Here is a 19,732-nt window from a genome sequence, read left to right as displayed (position 1 = left end):
CACTGAGTTAATCGTGTCGTCTGGCTTAGAAAGCGCGTTGATAAGGCAGTATGCCACTGGCCAACATTTCTTTCGTTCCGAGAGTTTGATTACTTCCCAGGCCTCTAAGTTCAATGTTGAAACCAATCTTATTGTCATACTTACTTTCAGACTTAACGGAGTCGTAGTTGGTGATCTTGCGTTCGTAACCGACATTGATTGCCCAGCAGCAGGTGTTGTATTGCAGGCCGATCAACTGATCTGCAGGCTGCTGTGCTTTGGTGTCGTAATAGTAAGCACCGACAATCGCCCAGCGATCGGCGATTGGCCAGCTGGCGATACCACCGACCTGAGAAATCCCATCCTGATAACCCGGGTTTGTCACGCTAGGTAAGGTAGCCTGAATATATTCCGGGCTGGCGTAACGGTAGCTCAACTGAATCATTCTTTCTGAATCAGCTTTGTACTCGAGAACGGCATCGCCCACGGCCAGCGAATCCAGACGCGTGTCGTACTGCACACCGCCACGAATACCCCAGAAGTTGTTGATTTTATAATAAGTGTCACCCGCCCAAACCAGGCTGCCGGTGTCATCATTTTTATCCAGTGCGCTGTTCTGGTCGCCCGTACGTGGCGGCTGGAAGTAATAAATCTGACCAGCGGACGCATTAAAGCGCTCAACCAAACCATCATCATAAATACGGGTTGTTAAACCACTTGCGACCTGGTTGGCGGAGGCAATGCGGTCAAGGCCACTGTAGCTCTTATCGCGGAACAGGCCGGTATAGTCGGACTGCAACAGCGTTGAGTCATAGGTGTTAATGGAGCTTTGATTACGGTATGGGATGTACAGATACTGCACGCGCGGTTCAAGCGTTTGCGTGTAATCACTGTTCCAGTCCATCGTGCGGTCGAAGACCATTTTGCCGTCGCTTTTAAACTCAGGCATGACACGGTTTACCGAGGAGCGCAGCTTGGTATTCGGATTGGCCTCGTAATAGTTATCCGAAATGTCCTGCTGATAGTGGGTCGCCATCAGCTTCACTTCGTTATCCAGGCTTCCCCAACCGTTACTGAGCGGCAGGCTGATGGTTGGCTCAATGTGCGTACGAATGGCTTCCGGGTTATCCGGGTTTACGCTGGTAAATTTGGCTGCCTGACCGTAAATGTGCAGATCGAACGGGCCGACGTCATTTTGGTAATAGTTGACATCAAGCTGTGGCTGAGCACGGTAGGCATTGGTATTTCCGTAATCGGAGAACACCTGGAACTGCTTGCTGGCCAGGGTGGCATTCCAGTTTTCGTTGAAATAACCGACGCTGAATTTTTGGGTAGCATAGCCATCTGTACTTGAACCGTATTTCGAATCGAAATCGGTGAAGTAGTAAGGATCGCTAACTTTGGTGTAATCGACATTGAAGCGCCACACCTGATCATACACACCCGAATGCACCCAATAGTACATCCAGCGCTTCGTCTTATCGCTGATGCGGTTTTCATCTGCGACATACTGATCGTCAATTTTCTTGTCATTACCCAGGAAGTCAAACTCCATCAAACCTGCACCGGCAACGGTCAGATAACGGAATTCGTTCTGCAATTGCAGACCACGGGTACTCATGTAATTTGGCGTGATAGTGGCATCGTAGTTTGGTGCGATGTTCCAGTAATAAGGAACCGTGACACCAAAGCCATTGTTGCTGCTGTATTTCGCGTTCGGGATAAGGAAACCGGAACGGCGGCGGTCACCGATAGGCAACTGCATATACGGGCTGTAGAACACCGGCACCGGGCCGATGTGGAAGCGGGCATTCCAGATTTCAGCCACTTCTTCCTGACGGTCCTGAATCACCTCAGAACCCACTACGCTCCAGCTGTTATCGCCGGGCAGACAGGTCGTGAAGGTGCCGTTGTCCATGATGGTGTAGCGGTTATTATCACGCTGCTTCATCTTGTCGGCATCACCACGGCCCTGACGGCCTACCATCTGGTAATCACCGTTCTCAACATCCGTATCTTTGGTGGTCAGGTTGGCGAAACCTTTCGGCCCGTTCAGCTTGATTTGGTTATCGTTATAACGCACGTTGCCGGTCGCCGTGGCGGTACGGGTCGGTGTGGGCTGATTGGGATTGGCGATTTGGTTCAGCTGAACCTGATCGGCATCCAGCGTGCTGTTGCCCTGTACGACGTTAACGTTTCCGCTAAACAGCGCGCTATCAGGATAGTTACCGGTGGCTTTATCGGCATTGATGGTGACAGGCAGTGAGTTTGGGTCACCCTGTACCAGAGGTTTGTCATAGGTCGGAACGCCGAGCATACATTGTGCAGCAAGGTCGGCCATTGCGCCGTGACTGTACAATGCTGACCAGATTGTGGCGGCCAGCATTGTGGGTAAGCGTGTATTCAGACGTCTGTTTTTCATACGTAAAATGGTGTTCCGTCATCAGAGGCATCATGCCGGCAAACGGTCAGAGACTATCTCACTCATCATGGTTGCGCTAGTGTTAAATCCCACCTGTTACGTTGCCGCCGTTAGGCACAACGATAAATGCCGGTTATGATAAAGCAATTTTTAAGCGACGGCATGGCGAATTGAGGAGTATATGCAGTATTGGGGAAAACTGCTCGGACTTATCCTTGGCTATATGTCAGGGACGGGATTCTGGGGGATCGTATCAGGTCTGCTGATTGGACATATGTTTGACACGGCGCGCGCTGCAAAACGCCGGGGTTATTTTGCCGATCAACAGACGCGTCAAACCATCTTCTTCCGCACCACGTTTGAGGTGATGGGGAATCTGACTAAATCAAAAGGCAGAGTAACAGAGGCGGATATCCAGATCGCCAGCCTCTATATGGATCGTATGCAGTTGCATGGTGAGCAGCGTGAAGCCGCGCAGCGCGCCTTCCGCGACGGGAAAGAGGCAAACTATCCCCTGCGTGAGAAAATGCGTGAGTTACGCAGTGCGTGTTTTGGTCGTTTCGACCTGATACGGACTTTTCTGGAAATTCAAATCCAGGCTGCGTATGCCGACGGTTCATTGCATCCTAACGAACGCGAAGTGCTGTATGTGATTGCCGAAGGGCTTGGCATCTCACGGATGCAGTTCGATCAGTTCCTGCGCATGATGGAAGGCGGCCAGCAGTTTGGCGGCGGTCAGCAGGGCGGTCGTTCTTATGGCGGCGGTTATCAGCAGGCACAGCAGGGCCCGACCCTGGCCGACGCCTGCAAAGTGTTGGGCGTCAATGCGACTGATGATGCGACCACCATCAAACGCGCCTACCGCAAGCTGATGAGTGAGCACCATCCGGATAAACTGGTGGCAAAAGGCTTACCGCCAGAAATGATGCAAATGGCGAAAGAGAAAGCGCAGTCGATTCAGGCCGCGTATGACCTCATCAAACGAGAGAAAGGCTTTAAATAAGTCTGGTTGATGCAAAAGCAAAAGGCGCTGAATTCAGCGCCTTTTTTGTTTTTAGCCGCCGCATTAAAAATCCGGCTCGCAGTTAAAGACCAGCGGCTCATCGGTGAGCGGATGGTAAAACGACAATTCCTGCGCATGCAGTTGCAGGCGATCCACGGCGGCCAGCGCGGCGGGGTGGGCGTAAAACTTATCCCCCAGAATCGGATGTCCGAGCGCCAGAAGATGCACGCGTAACTGATGTGAACGTCCGGTGATTGGTCGCAGCCGGACGCGGGTCGTGCCATCGTCGTCCCACGACATCACTTCGTATTGCGTCAGCGCCTTTTTGCCCGTCTCATGACAAACCTTCTGCTTGGGCCGGTTCGGGTAATCGCAAATCAGCGGTAAATCGATAATGCCGTAATCTTCTTCCATCCGTCCCCAGACCCGCGCGATATACACTTTCTTGGTTTCGCGTTCGCGGAACTGGCGTTTGAGCTCGCGCTCGGCGTCTTTGGTCAGTGCCACCACAATCACGCCGCTGGTCGACATATCCAGACGATGTACGGATTCCGCCTCAGGAAATGCCTGCTGAATACGGGTCATCAGGCTGTCCTGATGTTCAGCTAACTTGCCCGGCACCGAAAGCAGACCGCTTGGCTTATTGACCACCATGATGTGTTCATCCTGAAAAATCACCTGCAACCAGGGATCGGTCGGCGGATTATAGTTTTCCAGCGGCCGGGTGTTTGAAGGGACAGGCATGTTCGGTTGATGTTCGCTCATAGCGGTTTCAGTCTGTGTCGGGGTTAAAAGAGGGGTGCAGACCGGCTGCACCCCGTCGGGCTTACTGATGGCTGACCACCACCAGGCGGATCGCATCCAGACGCCAGCTGGCATCGTTCAGGTTCGCCAGCACTTGCTTACGGTTAGAGTCTACCGATTCCAGTTCGTCATCACGAATGTTCGGGTTCACTTCCTTCAGCGCTTTCAGTCGGGCGAGTTCCTGCGTCAGTTGCGCGTCGGCTTCTACCTTAGCCGCTTCAATCAGCGCACGCGCCTGTTCTGCAATCTGCGGTTCGGCCTGCTGCAACATGTTATGCACATCCTGCTGCACTGCGTTCACCAGTTTGCTGGAATTATGACGATTGATGGCATTTAACTGACGGTTAAAGCTCTCGAACTCTACCTGAGCGGCCAGATTGGTGCCTTTGCTATCCATCAGCATGCGCACCGGCGTTGGTGGCAGGAAGCGGGTCAGCTGGAGATGCTTAGGCGCCTGACACTCGACCACGTAGATAAGCTCGGCCAGCATGGTGCCCACCGGCAGCGCTTTGTTTTTCAGGATAGACACCGCACAGCTGCCGGTATCGCCGGACAGGATCAGATCCAGACCGTTACGCACGATCGGGTGTTCCCAGCTAATGAACTGTGCATCTTCACGCGACAGCGCCTGCTCACGATCGAAGGTCACGGTACAACCCTCTTCCGGCAGACCTGGGAAATCCGGTACCAGCATGTGATCGGACGGCGTCAGAACGATCAGGTTATCACTGCGATCTTCCTGATTAATCCCCACGATATCGAACAGATTGAGCGCGAAGTTAACCAGATTCACGTCGTTATCCTGCTCGCCGATCTCTTTTGCCAGCTGCTGCGCACGCTCGCCACCGTTGGAGTGCATCTCCAGCAGACGGTCGCGGCCATTTTCCAGCTTCTCTTTCAGCGCATCATGTTCCGCGCGGCATTCGAGAATAAAGTCGTCCAGACCTTCCTGTTCAGCCGGCGTGGCGAGGAACGCGATCAACTGCTCATAGGCGCTGTCATAAATGGTGCGTCCGGTCGGGCAGGTGTGTTCGAACGCGTCCAGCCCCTCATGGAACCAGCGAACCAGCACCGACTGCGCGGTCTGTTCGAGGTAAGGCACCATAATGTCGATGTTGTTTTGCTGGCCGATACGATCCAGACGGCCAATACGTTGTTCCAGCAGATCCGGGTTGAACGGCAGATCGAACATCACCATTTTGCTGGCGAACTGGAAGTTACGGCCTTCGGAGCCGATTTCAGAACACAGCAGAACCTGTGCGCCATCTTCCTGCGAGGCGAAATAGGCGGCAGCGCGGTCACGCTCGATGATCGACAAACCTTCATGGAACACAGCGGCGCGGATCGCTTCACGTTCACGCAGTACCTGCTCCAGCTGTAATGCGGTGGCCGCTTTGGCGCAGATCACCAGCACTTTTTCGTCGCGGTTGGCGGTCAGATAACCGAGCAGCCATTCAACGCGCGGATCAAAGTTCCACCAGGTGGCGTTCTCGCCTTCGAATTCCTGATAAATCTGCTCCGGGTACAGCATGTCATGTGCACGGGCTTCGGCGGATTTCTTCGCGCCCATAATGCCCGAGACTTTAATGGCGGTCTGATACTGCGTCGGCAGCGGCAGTTTCACCGCCTGCAGATGACGCTCAGGGAAACCTTTCACGCCGTGGCGGGTGTTACGGAACAGCACGCGGCTGGTGCCGTGGCGGTCCATCAGCATGGAAACCAGCTGTTTGGCTGCGGCTTCATCACCTTTATTGGCGGCGGCCAGCAGGGCATCGGTATCGGCGTTGCCGACACTTTCACCCAGCAACGCCAGGGCTTGTGGCGTCAGCGGCTCTTTATTCAGTAACAGCGTGACGGCATCTGCCACCGGCTGATACTGCTGTTGCTCTTCGATGAATTCTTCGTAATCGTGGAAACGATCCGGATCCAGCAGGCGCAGACGCGCAAAGTGGCTTTCCTGACCGAGCTGCTCAGGCGTAGCGGTCAGCAACAGAACGCTGGGGATTTGCTGAGAAAGTTGTTCGATAACCTGATATTCACGGCTTGGCGCGTCTTCGCTCCACACCAGATGGTGCGCTTCATCGACCACCAGCATGTCCCACGCCGCATCTGAAAGCTGCTCAAGGCGGGATTTATTGCGGCGCACGAAATCGAGGGAGCAGATCACCAGCTGTTCAGTTTCAAACGGGTTGGTCGCCTCATGTACAGATTCGGCGTAGCGGTCATCATCAAACAGAGAGAAACGCAGGTTGAAGCGGCGCAGCATTTCCACCAGCCACTGGTGTTGCAGGGTTTCCGGCACCACAATCAGCACGCGTTCGGCGCGGCCTGACAGCAGTTGCTGATGAATGATCATGCCTGCTTCGATGGTTTTACCCAGACCCACTTCATCGGCCAGCAATACTCGCGGAGCATGACGCTGACCGACTTCATAAGCGATGTGCAACTGGTGCGGGATCAGGCTGGCGCGCATACCGCGCAGGCCGCCGAACTCCAGGCGGAACTGCTCGCGCTGATATTTACGGGCGCGAAAGCGCAGGGCGAAACGATCCATACGGTCGATCTGGCCGGCGAACAGGCGATCCTGCGGTTTGCTGAAGGTCAGCTTGCTGTCGAGCAGCACTTCACGCATGGCGACGCCGGTTTCTTCTGTATCAAGACGGATGCCGATGTAGGTCAACAGACCTTTGTCTTCAACGACCTCTTCGACCTGCAACTGCCAGCCTTCGTGGCAACTGATGGTATCACCGGGATTGAACATCACACGGGTGATCGGGGAATCATTTCGGGCATACAAACGGTTTTCACCGGTGGCGGGGAAAAGCAAAGTCACCATGCGTACATCCACTGCTACCACGGTTCCTAATCCTAATTCGCTTTCCGTATCGCTTATCCAGCGTTGACCCAATGTAAACGGCATAATCTCTCTCTGTGTTGTGTGTTCCAGATATTGCAACTGTGACGCCAACTGCGCAATGCTTGCTATGCCTCTGATGAAGCGTGGGCAATAGTCTTCTTTCCCCGCCCGAAGGGACGGAGTGATTCACTGTGTGAGGATGATTCAGAAATGGGAAAGGGCGCTATGGTAATGGAAGGTAAACGATTCGTCACCTGCGAATCACCGGGCGCGCATCAACTTTTGCTTAAAATAGCCCCATCTGACCCGTAATGAGTGTAGCAAAATCATCGTGAAGGAAAGGCAGAATGCCATCGGCCACCGGTTCAAGCTGGCGCTCAATGTAGTGGTCATAATCGACAGGTGACTGGCGGTTTTCCAGCGGTTCCGGCCCGGACGTGGTCATGACGTAGCTGATCCAACCGCCGTTCTGGTACTGCTTCGCACGGCCGTGCAGGGCGTTATATTCATCGGCAAGCCTCGCGGCGCGCACGTGCGGCGGCACATTTTTCTCATAATCGCTGAGTTTACGGCGCAGGCGTTTGCGATACACCAGTTTGTCATCGAATTCGCCCGCCAGCGTGCGCGCGACATAATCACGGACGTAATCCTGATAAGGCTGGCGGTGGAACACGCGCTGATACAGTTCCTGCTGGAACTCCTGCGCCAGTTTCGTCCAGTCGGTGCGCACGGTTTCCAGCCCTTTATAGACGATGTGCTCGCCATCGGCATCTTTCACCAGACCGGCATAACGTTTTTTACTGCCTGTCTCTGAGCCGCGAATGGTCGGCATCAGGAAGCGCTGGTAGTGCGTTTCGAACTCCAGCTCCAGCGCACTCTCCAACCCGTACACCTGCCGGATATGGTTTTTCCACCAGGCATTCACCTGTTCCACCAGATGGCGGCCAATGACGTTCGCGTCTTCCTGCGAATGGGCCTTGTTCAGCCAGACAAAGGTGGAATCGGTATCGCCGTAAATCACCTGATAGCCTTCGGCTTCAATCAGTTCGCGGGTCTGACGCATGATGTCGTGTCCGCGCAGGGTAATCGACGAGGCGAGACGCGGATCAAAGAACCGGCAGCCGCTTGACCCCAGCACGCCGTAAAAGGCGTTCATGATGATTTTCAGCGCCTGAGACAGCGGTTTGTTTTTCTGCTTTTTGGCTTCTTCCCGACCCATCCAGATTTGACGGACGATCTCCGGCAGGCAATGTTTTTCCCGCGAGAAGCGGGCGTTGCGGTAACCGGGAACCGAATGCTCATCGTCCGGTTGTTGCAGCCCGGCGACCAGCCCGACCGGGTCGATCAGGAAGGTGCGGATAATTGACGGATACAGACTTTTATAATCAAGCACCAGCACCGAATCATACAGGCCGGGCCGTGAATCCATCACAAATCCGCCAGGGCTCATTTCCCCTTCCAGTTCGCCCATGTTGGGTGCGACATAACCCGCGCGGTGCATACGTGGTAAATAAAGGTGAGTAAATGCCGCCACCGATCCCCCGCTGCGATCTACCGCCAGGCCGGTGACCGAGGCGCGCTCGAGCAGGAAGGGCATCAGTTCGGTTTTGGCGAAAATACGCGTCACCAGCTCGCAGTCTTTCAGGTTGTAGCGCGCCAGCATCGGTTTATCTTCACGAAAACGCTGCTCGATTTCTGCCAGCCGCTGATAGGGATTGTCGCTGGCCTTGCCTTCGCCCAGTAAACTTTGCGAGACGAATTCCAGGCTGAATGAATTGAAATTCCAGAACGCCGATTTCAGTGCTTCTATGCCGTCAATAATCAGACGGCCCGCCGCAGCGGCAAAAAAGTGCCCCTGCTTAAAGCCGTGCTCGCGCCACTCCAGCTCCCCGCCGCCGCGCCCGAATTTTAGCGGGATTTTGTAGCGGTCAGCGTGTTTTTGTAAAACCCGCAGATCAAACTGCACCACGCTCCAGCCGATAATGGCGTCGGGATCGTAGGTTTCCAGCCACTCATTGAGTTTTTCCAGCAACTGCGGACGGCTGTCGACATACACCAGATTGAAATCAAACTGCGCGTGCGGATCGCCATTGGGCGGCCCGAGCATATACACGTGGCGCTGCCCGCAGCCTTCCAGCCCGATGCAGTAAAGCTCGCCGTTACCGCTGGTTTCGATATCCAGGGAGCAGAGCTTCATGGGCGGGCGGTAGCCTTCGGCAGGCTTCATTTTAGTGTCGAGCAGAAGATTTCCTGCTCCCGGTTTCCCGCTGAACCAGACGGGCGCGGTGATATACCGCTCCATCAGAAAGCGCTCCGGCGGGCGGATATCCGCCTCATAAACCTGAACGCCGCCTTCTTTTAGCAATTTCTCGATGCGCATCAGCTGACGGTGTTGCGGGCAATACAGCCCGAGAACCGGGCGGGAATGGAAATCCTGCATCGGTAATTCGCGCAAACTGACATTTTTTTCATCGGCCAGCAGGCGTTCTGCGGCGTGGCGCTGTTCCGCCGGAATAAACGCGACGGATTCCTGCAATGGCAGACGGATTTTCTGTGCGCCTTCGTCGGTTGCCAGCCACAGTTCCACCTCGGTGCCGCGCGGCGTGTCGCGCCAGTGGCGGGTCAGCACAAATCCCTGACGCGGCGGGGTATCAGTGGCAGCAGGAGCGGGACGAACAAAGGTGGAAGTAATAAGCGCCTCGAAACGGTACAGATGAAGATATCGGGATCCAATACAGAGTATGGTTATTTATACAGTCTTTGTCTATGGCTCAGGTTTCTGCCAAATACGCATACAATTACCCGGTTGACTGTGATAGTTCATGCACTGACAATTCAGCCGCTTAATGTATTTACTACAATGAGAAGGCAGAAAACTCACACTTGTCTCATTTATCTGCGCAATTGGCGCAGGCGAAACTGAATTCTGGGAATATATGGAAGCCTATCTACAACATCTGGTCGCTCAGTCGGTGGGCTTCGCGTTAATTATTGTCGCCGTGGTGGCTTTCTTCGAGTCGCTGGCGCTGGTGGGGCTGATCCTGCCGGGTACCGTCATGATGGCGACGCTCGGCACGCTGATTGGCAGTGGTCAGGTGGGATTATACGAAGCCTGGCTGGCCGCCGGTCTGGGGTGTTTCCTGGGAGACTGGGCCTCGTATTTCATTGGCCGTGGTTTCAAGGAGCCGCTGCATCGCTGGCGCTTCCTCAAACGTTACCAGTCATTACTGGATAAAACCGGTTATGCGCTGGATCGTCACAGTTTTGCCACGGTGATTTTAGGCCGTTTTATCGGTCCGACGCGTCCGCTGGTGCCGCTTGTCGCCGGTATGCTCAATCTGCCGCCGTATAAATTCGCCCCGCCAAATATTGTCGGCTGCATCACCTGGCCGCCGGTGTATTTCCTGCCGGGGATCCTGGCGGGTGTGGCGATCGACATTCCTGCCAGTCACAACAGCGGCGTTTTCAAGTGGATGTTGTTTATCAGCGTGATGCTTATCTGGCTCAGTGCGTGGCTGGGGTGGCGCTGGTTCCGTGCCGGTAAAAGCTCACCTGACTTCATGAGCAAATGGCTGACGCTGCCAAGATTACGCATTGTCTGCATCCTGAGCGTGGTGGCGACGGTGGTCAGTCTGGTGATGCTCAGCAAGCAACCGATGATGCCGGTTTACGGCCATCTGCTGTGGAACGTCATTACGCGCTGATATCAGGTTTACTTCCTGAAGCGTTGATTCCTAATACTCTGGCCTCCGGCGCACTGCCGTTTACCAGCGCCTGCGTCGGGCCATCGTAGAAAATCCTGCCATCGACAATCAGCAACGTGCGCGGCGCAATCCGCGCTGCGTCATCCAGATTATGCGACACCATCAGCAACGTGAGATGACGTTGCCCGCAGACCTTATCCAGCAAACTCAGCATTTCACTGCGCAGCGCCGGATCGAGCGCCGAAAACGGCTCGTCGAGCAGTAAAATCGGCTGGCTGCGCAACAGGCAACGTGCCAGGGCGACACGCTGACGCTGACCGCCGGAAAGCTGCGACGGCAACCGCGCCAGACAATCACTCAACCCCACCTGCCGGGCGATCTCCTCCAGTTCCTGCTTTTGTTGTGCCGTCAGTTTCAGCCCCGGATGCAGCCCCAGCCCCATGTTCTGACGCACGGTCAGATGTGAGAACAGATTGTTTTCCTGAAACAGCATCGATACCGGGCGCTTAGCCGGTGGCGTTGCGCTGTGATCGGCGCCGTTAAGCAGGATCTGCCCGCTGACCGGCGACAGAAAACCGGCGGTCAGGCTGAGCAGGGTACTTTTCCCCGCGCCGCTTGGGCCGAGGATGGCCACGCGCTCACCGGCGTCGATCTGTAAATCGAAGCGCATCGGCAGATGTTCGTACAAATACGTCAGTTTATTCAGCGTCAGCATGGCGGCCCGGCAGTTTCTCAATCAGGGTGAATAACAGGAAGCATAACAACAGAAGTAACAGCGCCGTCACCGCACCGTCCTGGCTGCGATAGGCACCGATCTGCTGATACAGATAAAACGGCAGGGTGCGGAAATTCTCATTGCCGAACAAGGCGATCACGCCGAAATCTCCCAGCGACAGCACGCAGGCAAACGCCAGCGCCTGCGCAATAGGGCGTTTCAGCGCGCGGAGTTCCACCCAACGCAGGCGCTGCCAGCCGCGCATATCCAGCGAAAGGCACAGCGGGTTATAGCGCTCGGCGACGTCGCGCATCGGGTTATCCAGCACTTTTAATGCGTAAGGCACTGCCATCAGCGCATTGGTCATGATCACCAGAGGCCACGGCGATTGCGGCAACCCGGTAGTATCGCCGAGCAGCAGGAAAAAACCGGTCGCCAGCACGATACCGGGCATCGCGAGGATCAGCATGCCGCTCAGATCCATCGCCTGCGCCCAGCCGTTTCGCTGACGTAAACGCAGCTCGCGGCTGCTCCACAACAGCATCATGGTCAGCAAGACGCACACGACTCCGCTGCCGAGCGCGATGCGCACTGAGGTCCATAATGCCTGCCAGAGCGCGGTTTGTTGCAGTACGCTGACCGCCGCGCGGTTGACACCATCAAACATCACGGCCAGCAGCGGCGGCAGGATCAGCAACAATGCCAGACCAATCAGTACGCCATCGGCGATACGGCGCAGCAGAGAATCATCGGGATTTCGCCAGCGTTGAGCATGCGTCTGCCCGACCGGCAATGCCTGACTGAGTTTCTGACTGAGCAACACCAGCGCCAGACAACAGAACAGCTGCACCAGCGCCAGCGTGGCGGCACGGCTTAAATCGTAGTCGTAGCTCAGCGCCTGATAAATGGCCAGCTCAATGGTGGTCGCCTGCGGGCCGCCGCCCAGTGAAAGCACGGTGGCGAAGCTGGCAAAACACAGCATGAAGATTAACGCAGCCGCGGGGAAAATCTGCCGGCGCAGGGCAGGCCATTCAACAAAACGGAATTGCTGCCAGACGTTCATCCCGAGCTGTGCGGCAAGCTGGCGCTGTTCCACGGCGATATTTTCCAGCGCCTGCACTAACAGACGCGTCGCCAGCGGCAGATTGAAAAATACGTGCGCCAGCAAAATGCCCTGTAAACCATACGGTGAGAAACGGTAATCCACGCCCAGCCAGCCGCATATCTGTGCCAGCCAGCCCTGTCGCCCGTAGACGCTGAGAATGCCAAACACGGCGACCAGAACCGGCAGCACCAGCGTCATTGCGCACAAACGTAATAACAGCTGACGGCCGGGGAAACGGCGGCGAAACAGCGCACGCGCCAGTAAAATCGCGGGCAGCACGGAGCAGAGCGCCGAAAGCAGCGCCTGCCAGAAGGTAAAGCGGATCACGTGCCAGAGATAGGGATCCTGCCAGAGTGAGGTGCCGCTCATCTGCGGCGCATGACGCCACAGAGAACCTAACGCCAGTGCCGCCACCAGCAACATAGCCAGCGAGGCGACGGCACCCGGCCACAGCCAGCGCGGGATCAACGGCTGACGGCGTTCTGCCATGCCTGGATCCATTGTGAACGGTGGGTGGCAACATCCTGTGCGCTGTATTGCAGGGATTTGGCCGGTACGGTCAGTTGTTTAAAGGCGTCAGGCAGCGGCGTGTTAATCACCGGATACATCCAGTTGCCGGACGGGATCACTTTCTGGAAATCTTCCGTAGTGACGAATTTCATGAACGCTTCAGCCAGTTTAGGTTGCTTGCTGTTGGCCAGCTGGCCCGCCACTTCAACCTGCATGTAATGGCCTTCGGTGAAATCCGCTGCCGCGTAATTGTCTTTCTTCTCTTCCACGATGTGGTACGCCGGAGAGGTGGTGTAGCTCAGCACCAGATCGCTTTCGCCTTTGAGGAATAACCCGTAGGCCTCGCTCCAGCCTTTGGTCACGGTGACGGTTTTCTTCGCCAGTTTTTCCCACGCTTCTGGCGCTTTATCACCATAGACTTTTTGCATCCACAGCATCAGGCCCAGACCCGGCGTACTGGTGCGCGGATCTTCATAAATCACTTTCCAGTTCTGATTGCTGTTGATCAGTTCATCGAGGCTTTTTGGCGGATTCTTCAGTTTGTTTTTGTCATAGACGAACGCGAAATAGCCGTAATCGTAAGGCACGAAAGTGGGGTCTTTCCAGCCGCCCGGCACGGTCAGTTTGGCGTCGGTTTTCGGTGCTTTGGCGAATAAACCGGTTTGCTCAGCGGCCTGCAACAGGTTGTTGTCCAGCCCGAGCACCACGTCCGCCTTGCTGTTCTTGCCTTCCATCCGCAGACGGTTCAGTAAAGACACGCCATCTTCCAGCGCAACGTATTTCAGCTCGCAGCCGCATTGCGCCTCAAAGGCTTTTTTGATCGCCGGGCCAGGGCCCCAGTCGGCAGAGAAAGAGTCGTAGGTGTAAACGGTCAGAACAGGTTTTGCAGCCAGGGCGGGTGCAGAAAGTAACAGCAGACAGGACAATATTTTTTTCAACTTTGCGCTCCAAAAAAATGAAAGGGCAAAGGATTTTGAGTAAGCATCGCGCAGTCTCAAATCCCTCCGCCGGGATTAACCGGATCAGGTTCGACGGGTTTCAAATCTCAGCCTTTTAAACTTGCTGTGCGTGTGTTGATCGGGCGTCGTGCAGTGCTCGAAATGCTCACGTACTGTGTGTACGCTCTGCTTTCTGTGCGCTGGACTTCACCCGCTGAACACGCGCTCGCGGCGTTTAAAGATCGAGCTCATTCTTTATTAAAAAAGAACGCACTCGGGCACCCCGTTGAGAACGGATGTCATTCTAGAGATTAACGGCGCGATGCGATAGTCCGATTAACTGTCCGGTGGCGCAAACCAGGCGGATTTGAAGTCGAACCAGCCGAGGGTGTTCATGCGCACGCCGCGCATACTGCGCTGCCCCTGCAAGACCAGCCAGTGGTGAAACAGCGGATGGATCTGATGGCTGACCGTTTTTTTCTGGCTCCAATTGGCGATGGATAAATTCCCCGCGTGCCACTGCGCGGCGTCCTGACTCATGTCTTCGCTAAAGCAATGTTTTGCCAGCGGTAATTCGTAGAAATGCGCGAACAGCGAAAACTCCAGCGGCAGGGTGAAGTTGGCGCTGCCGAGCCACACATCGCTGTTGGCGTCGCCGCGATGCCAGACCGCGTAATCCACCACCTGAATGATCAGTTCGATACCTTCCGCCGTCAGCAGCGGGCGCAGCGCATTGCAGATGGCGTGATGCTCGGAGTGCTCACCGTAGAACGTCAGCGTCACCTCCGTCAGATTTTGCGGTTTGGGCGGTCGCGGCTGTGGCGCCTTATGGTGCCAGCGCGGCAGCAGGCCGTAAGCCGGGGACCAGTAGCGCTGAAAAATCGGCTCTGCATTACTGAGCAGTGCGATGGGGTTGAGTAAGTCGCACAGCCACCGGCGCGTTTCCTCTGACTGGCCGACCGGCGAACGCTGGTCAAATAACAGGAAATAGCAGCCTTCCTCGAGGCGGCTTTCCAGCTCGCTTTTACCGGATTCATCCGCCTGTAGCTGAACACCGGAATGCACCAGTTCTTCACTCAGCTCCGGCAACACCCAGATATTCACTTCGTCGATCAGCGCCCGGAACCCGAAATAATCATCAAAGGCGCGAATACGCAGCTGCGTTTTCAGATTACGCACCACGGCGTAAGGGCCGGTGCCAACCGGATGACGGGCGAAATCGGGCAGTGATTGCCATTCCTGCGGCAAAATCATTGCGTGAACATTGCCGAACAACCACGGCAGCCAGCGGTCAGGCTCATTCAGATGGACATCAATGACATTCGGCGTGGGCGTGGTGACGGATTTCAGGTTGCTGAACAGCGGATGCGAGGTCAGGCGGGTAAAGGTGGCGATGATATCGGCCATCTCCAGCTCCCGGCCATGATGAAAATGGATGGCAGGCCGCAGATAGAAACGCCAGTGCAGCGGTGAAATTTCCTGCCAGTGGTGGGCTAAATCACCTTCCACTTCCCCTTTTTCCTCATTTATGCGTGTCAGACCGCTGAAGATTTGCCGGGCGATGTGTGTTTCTGAACGGCGCAGCATGGTGCCGGGCAGCAGGTTAAACAGCGGACGGTAGTAGAGCACCCGCAGGATATGTTTACCCTGTCGAAAGCTGCGGCCGAGCTGTGATAACAGCATCTGGCGCACCTGCGTTTTATCGCCGACCAGTTGCACCAGTTGATCAATATGATCCTGCTCCAGCAGTTCTTCGGCCCGCTGTTGCCGCAGTGCCAGCCCGGTATACAGAAAACGCAGCGTGGATCGTTTGCCGCGCCCGGCCTCGGCGTCCCACGTCAACCAGCCCTGTTCCTGCATGGTGCTGAGCAGCGAGCGCATGTGCCTGCGCGAACAATTCAGGACTTCCGATAACGCCTGTAATGTCGTGTCGGTTTCTTCACCGTGGCAGCTTTGCCATAAACGAATGAACTGTTGTTGCAGTCGGGGCGAGGACATAAAAGAGGAACTCCGTGGGCGATCTTCATCAATTTATCTTTCCTCATATTACTCCGATACTGTTTCTCAACGAAAGCCTGTTGTGAACACCCGGAGGTCAGCATGAAACGCAGTCTGAACGCCCGTTTTTACCAGCGTTATTTTGAAGCCATAAAGAGGAACGCCTCTAAAAATCATGCAGACTGGCTTTCCTGGGTTCCGGTGCAATATCGTCTGGATATTCTGTCCCGTCTCACCCAGTGGGATATCGACTCCGTGGATGAAAAAGAGTATCGCCAGCGTCTGTAATCTTTTCACGGCAGGTTTGATCCGAATTCGATTTTCTGAGTAATGGTGTAATTTCACCAGCCAGTGGGGCGACTCACTGGTTTTTTTATGCTCATTTTCCAGAACCGCCTGAAACTTCGCTACACTGTCTGTCTTGCTTTATCTGCTTTCATTTCTCAGGGACGACGTTATGTCAAAACCTCGTATTAATGCCATTTATGTCACCTTTCTGGTGGTTTCCTTACTGTGTGGTATTGCAGGCGCACTGCAGGCGCCGACGCTCAGTCTGTTTCTGACCAACGAAGTGAAAGTGCGGCCGCTGTGGGTCGGCTTCTTTTATACCGTCAATGCGATTGCCGGAATCGCGATTAGCTTTCTGCTGGCTAACCGCTCGGATAACAAAGGCGACCGGCGCAAGCTGTTGATTTTCTGCTGCCTGATGGCGCTCGGTAACAGCCTGGTGTTTGCTTTCAGCCGTGATTATCTGGTGCTGATCACCGTCGGCGTGCTGCTGGCGGCGATCGGGAATGCCTCGATGCCGCAGCTGTTTGCGCTGGCGCGTGAACATGCCGATCGCTCATCGAGCGAAGTGGTGATGTTCAGCTCGATGATGCGTGCGATGTTGTCGCTGGCCTGGGTGCTCGGCCCGCCGCTCTCGTTTATGCTGGCGCTCAATTATGGCTTCACCCCGATGTACCTGAGTGCCGCGGCGGTGTTTGTCGGCAGCATTCTGATGATCATTTTCTTCCTGCCTTCTGTGCCGCGCGTCGAGCAACCGGTGGACGAAAAAGTGGTGCCGGTCAGCGCGTGGCGCAACAGAGACGTACGGCTGCTGTTCTTTTCATCCCTGCTGATGTGGACCTGCAACATCATGTACGTCATTGATATGCCGCTTTATATCACCAGCGATCTGGGATTGCCGGAAGGGCTGGCAGGGTTGCTGATGGGAACGGCCGCCGGGCTGGAGATCCCGGCGATGCTGCTGGCCGGCTATCTGGTCAGGCGCACTGGCAAACGCAAGCTGATGCTGTATGCCGTGGCGAGCGGGGTGGTTTTCTATGCCGGACTGGTGGCGTTTCAGTTCAAAGCGGCGCTGATGATCCTGCAACTGTTCAACGCGATTTTCATCGGTATCGTGGCCGGGATCGGCATGCTCTATTTTCAGGATCTGATGCCGGGGCGCGCAGGTTCAGCGACCACGTTGTTCACCAACAGTATCTCGACCGGCGTCATTTGCGCGGGTTTGTTACAGGGTTTCATCGTGGAAAACTTCGGGCATTATCCGGTGTACTGGGCGGCGACGGTGCTCGCGGTTCTGGCACTGGGGCTGATGTATAAAGTGAAGGATGTCTGAATCTTGCTGATAAGAAAAAACCCGCGAATGTCGCGGGTTTTTTTATAGCGGCGAAACCGTCATCACTGCATAAAGGCAGGCTGATTCTTTTCGTAGCTGGAGATATTGGTTTCGTGTTGCAGCGTCAGGCCGATGCTGTCCAGACCGTTGATCATGCAATGACGGCGGAAACTGTCAATCACAAACGGATAGCTTTTATCGCCCGCTTTCACGGTCTGCGCTTCCAGATCCACCACAAACGTGATGCCCTCGTTCGCTTCAACCAGCGCAAATAATTCGTCTATTTCTGCATCGCTCAGGGTAATCGGCAGCAGCTGATTGTTGAACGAGTTGCCATAAAAGATATCGGCAAAACTCGGCGCAATCACTGCGTGAAAACCGTAATCGGTCAATGCCCACGGCGCATGTTCGCGGGAAGAACCGCAGCCGAAGTTTTCGCGTGCCAGCAAAATACTTGCGCCTTTATAACGCGGTTTGTTCAGCACGAAATCAGGATTAGGTACCTGACCGGCATCGTCCAGAAAACGCCAGTCGTTGAACAGGTGCTGACCGAAACCGGTACGCGTCACTTTCTGTAAAAACTGTTTTGGGATAATGGCATCGGTATCGACGTTTGCTGCATCCAGCGGAACCACCAGACCGATGTGTTGGGTAAATTTAGCCATGGTGTTTTCCTCAGTTCAAATCACGAATGTCAGCGAAACGACCGGTCACCGCGGCAGCCGCAGCCATCGCCGGGCTGACCAGATGCGTGCGTCCGCCACGGCCCTGACGGCCTTCGAAGTTACGGTTGCTGGTGGACGCGCAACGTTCGCCCGGTTCCAGACGGTCGTTGTTCATCGCCAGACACATTGAGCAGCCTGGCAAGCGCCATTCAAAGCCGGCTTCGATGAAGATCTTATCCAGACCTTCTTCTTCCGCCTGAGCTTTTACCGGGCCGGAGCCTGGCACCACAATCGCCTGTACGCCGGTGGCGACTTTGCGACCTTTGGCAACGGCGGCGGCGGCGCGTAAATCTTCAATACGCGAGTTGGTGCAGGAACCGATAAACACTTTGTCGATCGCGACGTCGGTCAGTTTTATGCCCGGTTGCAGATCCATATAGGCCAGTGCTTTTTCCGCGGAAGCGCGCTCAACCGGATCGGCGAAGGAAGAAGGATTTGGGATCACCTGATTAACGCCCATCACCTGACCCGGATTCGTTCCCCAGGTGACTTGCGGTGCGATGTCTGCGGCATCCAGCGTTACGATGCTGTCGAACTGAGCCGTTTCGTCGGTTTTCAGGGTCTTCCAGTATTCTACTGCGGCATCCCAGTTCTGGTTTTTCGGGGCAAACTGACGGCCTTTCAGATAGGCAAAAGTCGTTTCGTCCGGTGCAACCAGACCGGCCTTAGCCCCCATCTCAATCGCCATGTTGCACAGGGTCATACGACCTTCCATGCTCAGCGCTTCAATGGCTTTACCGCAGAATTCCACCACATGGCCGGTACCGCCGGCGCTGCCGGTTTTGCCGATGATCGCCAGCACGATATCTTTTGCGGTGATACCGGCAGGCGCATCGCCGGTGACTTCGATTTTCATGGTTTTGGCGCGGCCCTGTTTCAGGGTTTGCGTCGCCAGCACGTGTTCCACTTCTGATGTCCCGATACCGAACGCCAGTGAACCAAATGCGCCGTGGGTGGCGGTGTGTGAATCGCCGCACACGATGGTCATGCCCGGCAAGGTCATGCCTTGTTCAGGGCCAATGACGTGAACGATGCCCTGGAACGGGTGGTTCAGGTCATACAACTGCACGCCGAATTCTGCGCAGTTCTTGATCAGTTCCTGCATCTGAATGCGCGCCATCTCGCCGCTCGCATTGATGTCTTTGGTTTGCGTGGACACGTTATGGTCCATGGTCGCGAAGGTTTTACCCGGCTGACGCACCGGACGCCCCATCGCACGCAGGCCGTCGAAAGCCTGCGGAGAGGTGACTTCATGCACCAGATGACGGTCGATGTACAACAGTGGCGTTTCGTTTGGCGCTTCGTAAACGACGTGCGCGTCATACAATTTTTGATACAGAGTCTTCGCCAT

At 55.4% G+C, this 19,732-nt stretch carries 14 protein-coding genes; 4 read left to right on the top strand and 10 right to left on the bottom strand.

Going from position 1 to position 19,732, the window contains the following annotated elements:
* Positions 1–25: 25 nt before the first annotated feature.
* Positions 26–2,401, bottom strand: a complete 2,376-nt coding sequence (lptD, locus tag ACO0U8_RS07700) for an LPS assembly protein LptD (protein WP_136376934.1) — start codon at positions 2,399–2,401, stop codon at positions 26–28.
* A 181-nt stretch (positions 2,402–2,582) separates the two neighbouring features.
* Between lptD and djlA the strand changes: the two genes are divergently transcribed.
* Positions 2,583–3,404 carry a co-chaperone DjlA gene (gene djlA, locus ACO0U8_RS07695; RefSeq protein ID WP_056776863.1) on the top strand — a complete coding sequence of 274 codons (822 nt, stop codon included), beginning with the start codon at positions 2,583–2,585 and terminating at the stop codon, positions 3,402–3,404.
* A gap of 63 nt (positions 3,405–3,467) precedes the next feature.
* Here djlA and rluA read toward each other — a convergent pair whose 3' ends face one another.
* The 3 genes from rluA to ACO0U8_RS07680 form a co-directional block, all read right to left on the bottom strand.
* Entirely contained in the window at positions 3,468–4,169 is a 702-nt protein-coding gene (rluA, locus tag ACO0U8_RS07690; protein WP_056776867.1) for a bifunctional tRNA pseudouridine(32) synthase/23S rRNA pseudouridine(746) synthase RluA, read from the bottom strand.
* A gap of 61 nt (positions 4,170–4,230) precedes the next feature.
* Positions 4,231–7,128, bottom strand: coding sequence for an RNA polymerase-associated protein RapA (rapA, locus tag ACO0U8_RS07685; protein ID WP_122094201.1), 2,898 nt, complete (start codon positions 7,126–7,128; stop codon positions 4,231–4,233).
* A gap of 223 nt (positions 7,129–7,351) precedes the next feature.
* Positions 7,352–9,757 carry a DNA polymerase II gene (locus ACO0U8_RS07680; RefSeq protein WP_338019854.1) on the bottom strand — a complete coding sequence of 802 codons (2,406 nt, stop codon included), beginning with the start codon at positions 9,755–9,757 and terminating at the stop codon, positions 7,352–7,354.
* Between the two features lie 244 nt (positions 9,758–10,001).
* Between ACO0U8_RS07680 and ACO0U8_RS07675 the strand changes: the two genes are divergently transcribed.
* Positions 10,002–10,769: a DedA family protein gene (locus ACO0U8_RS07675; RefSeq protein WP_183848560.1), complete on the top strand. Its 768-nt coding sequence runs from the start codon at positions 10,002–10,004 to the stop codon at positions 10,767–10,769.
* On the opposite strand, the gene thiQ is transcribed toward ACO0U8_RS07675, so the two are convergent.
* The 4 genes from thiQ to sgrR form a co-directional block, all read right to left on the bottom strand.
* Positions 10,759–11,484: a thiamine ABC transporter ATP-binding protein ThiQ gene (gene thiQ / locus ACO0U8_RS07670; protein WP_421670562.1), complete on the bottom strand. Its 726-nt coding sequence runs from the start codon at positions 11,482–11,484 to the stop codon at positions 10,759–10,761. The genes ACO0U8_RS07675 and thiQ overlap by 11 nt on opposite strands.
* On the bottom strand, positions 11,468–13,078 hold the full coding sequence (gene thiP / locus ACO0U8_RS07665; RefSeq protein WP_421670561.1) for a thiamine/thiamine pyrophosphate ABC transporter permease ThiP: 1,611 nt from the start codon (positions 13,076–13,078) through the stop codon (positions 11,468–11,470). Before thiP ends, thiQ begins: the two co-directional genes overlap by 17 nt.
* The gene (gene thiB, locus ACO0U8_RS07660; protein ID WP_421670560.1) at positions 13,054–14,037 is read right to left on the bottom strand and encodes a thiamine ABC transporter substrate binding subunit; all 984 of its coding nucleotides are present in this window, start codon (positions 14,035–14,037) and stop codon (positions 13,054–13,056) included. Before thiB ends, thiP begins: the two co-directional genes overlap by 25 nt.
* Before the next feature lie 336 nt (positions 14,038–14,373).
* Entirely contained in the window at positions 14,374–16,035 is a 1,662-nt protein-coding gene (gene sgrR, locus ACO0U8_RS07655; protein ID WP_421670559.1) for an HTH-type transcriptional regulator SgrR, read from the bottom strand.
* Between the two features lie 102 nt (positions 16,036–16,137).
* Between sgrR and sgrT the strand changes: the two genes are divergently transcribed.
* Positions 16,138–16,323 carry a glucose uptake inhibitor SgrT gene (gene sgrT / locus ACO0U8_RS07650; RefSeq protein WP_056776895.1) on the top strand — a complete coding sequence of 62 codons (186 nt, stop codon included), beginning with the start codon at positions 16,138–16,140 and terminating at the stop codon, positions 16,321–16,323.
* A 169-nt stretch (positions 16,324–16,492) separates the two neighbouring features.
* A complete protein-coding gene (locus ACO0U8_RS07645) occupies positions 16,493–17,656 on the top strand; it encodes an MFS transporter (protein ID WP_056776898.1) in 1,164 nt (387 codons plus the stop codon).
* Positions 17,657–17,718: 62 nt separating this feature from the next.
* Here the strand turns inward: ACO0U8_RS07645 and leuD are convergent, their stop codons facing one another.
* Both leuD and leuC read right to left on the bottom strand, forming a co-directional pair.
* Positions 17,719–18,321, bottom strand: coding sequence for a 3-isopropylmalate dehydratase small subunit (leuD, locus tag ACO0U8_RS07640; RefSeq protein ID WP_056776901.1), 603 nt, complete (start codon positions 18,319–18,321; stop codon positions 17,719–17,721).
* Positions 18,322–18,331: 10 nt separating this feature from the next.
* On the bottom strand, positions 18,332–19,732 hold the full coding sequence (leuC, locus tag ACO0U8_RS07635; RefSeq protein ID WP_122094189.1) for a 3-isopropylmalate dehydratase large subunit: 1,401 nt from the start codon (positions 19,730–19,732) through the stop codon (positions 18,332–18,334).

The organism is Rahnella sp. EDr1-12, assembly GCF_049206505.1.
In the GTDB taxonomy this organism is placed as follows: domain Bacteria; phylum Pseudomonadota; class Gammaproteobacteria; order Enterobacterales; family Enterobacteriaceae; genus Rahnella; species Rahnella rivi.
This window is presented reverse-complemented; position numbering and strand designations above follow the sequence as displayed.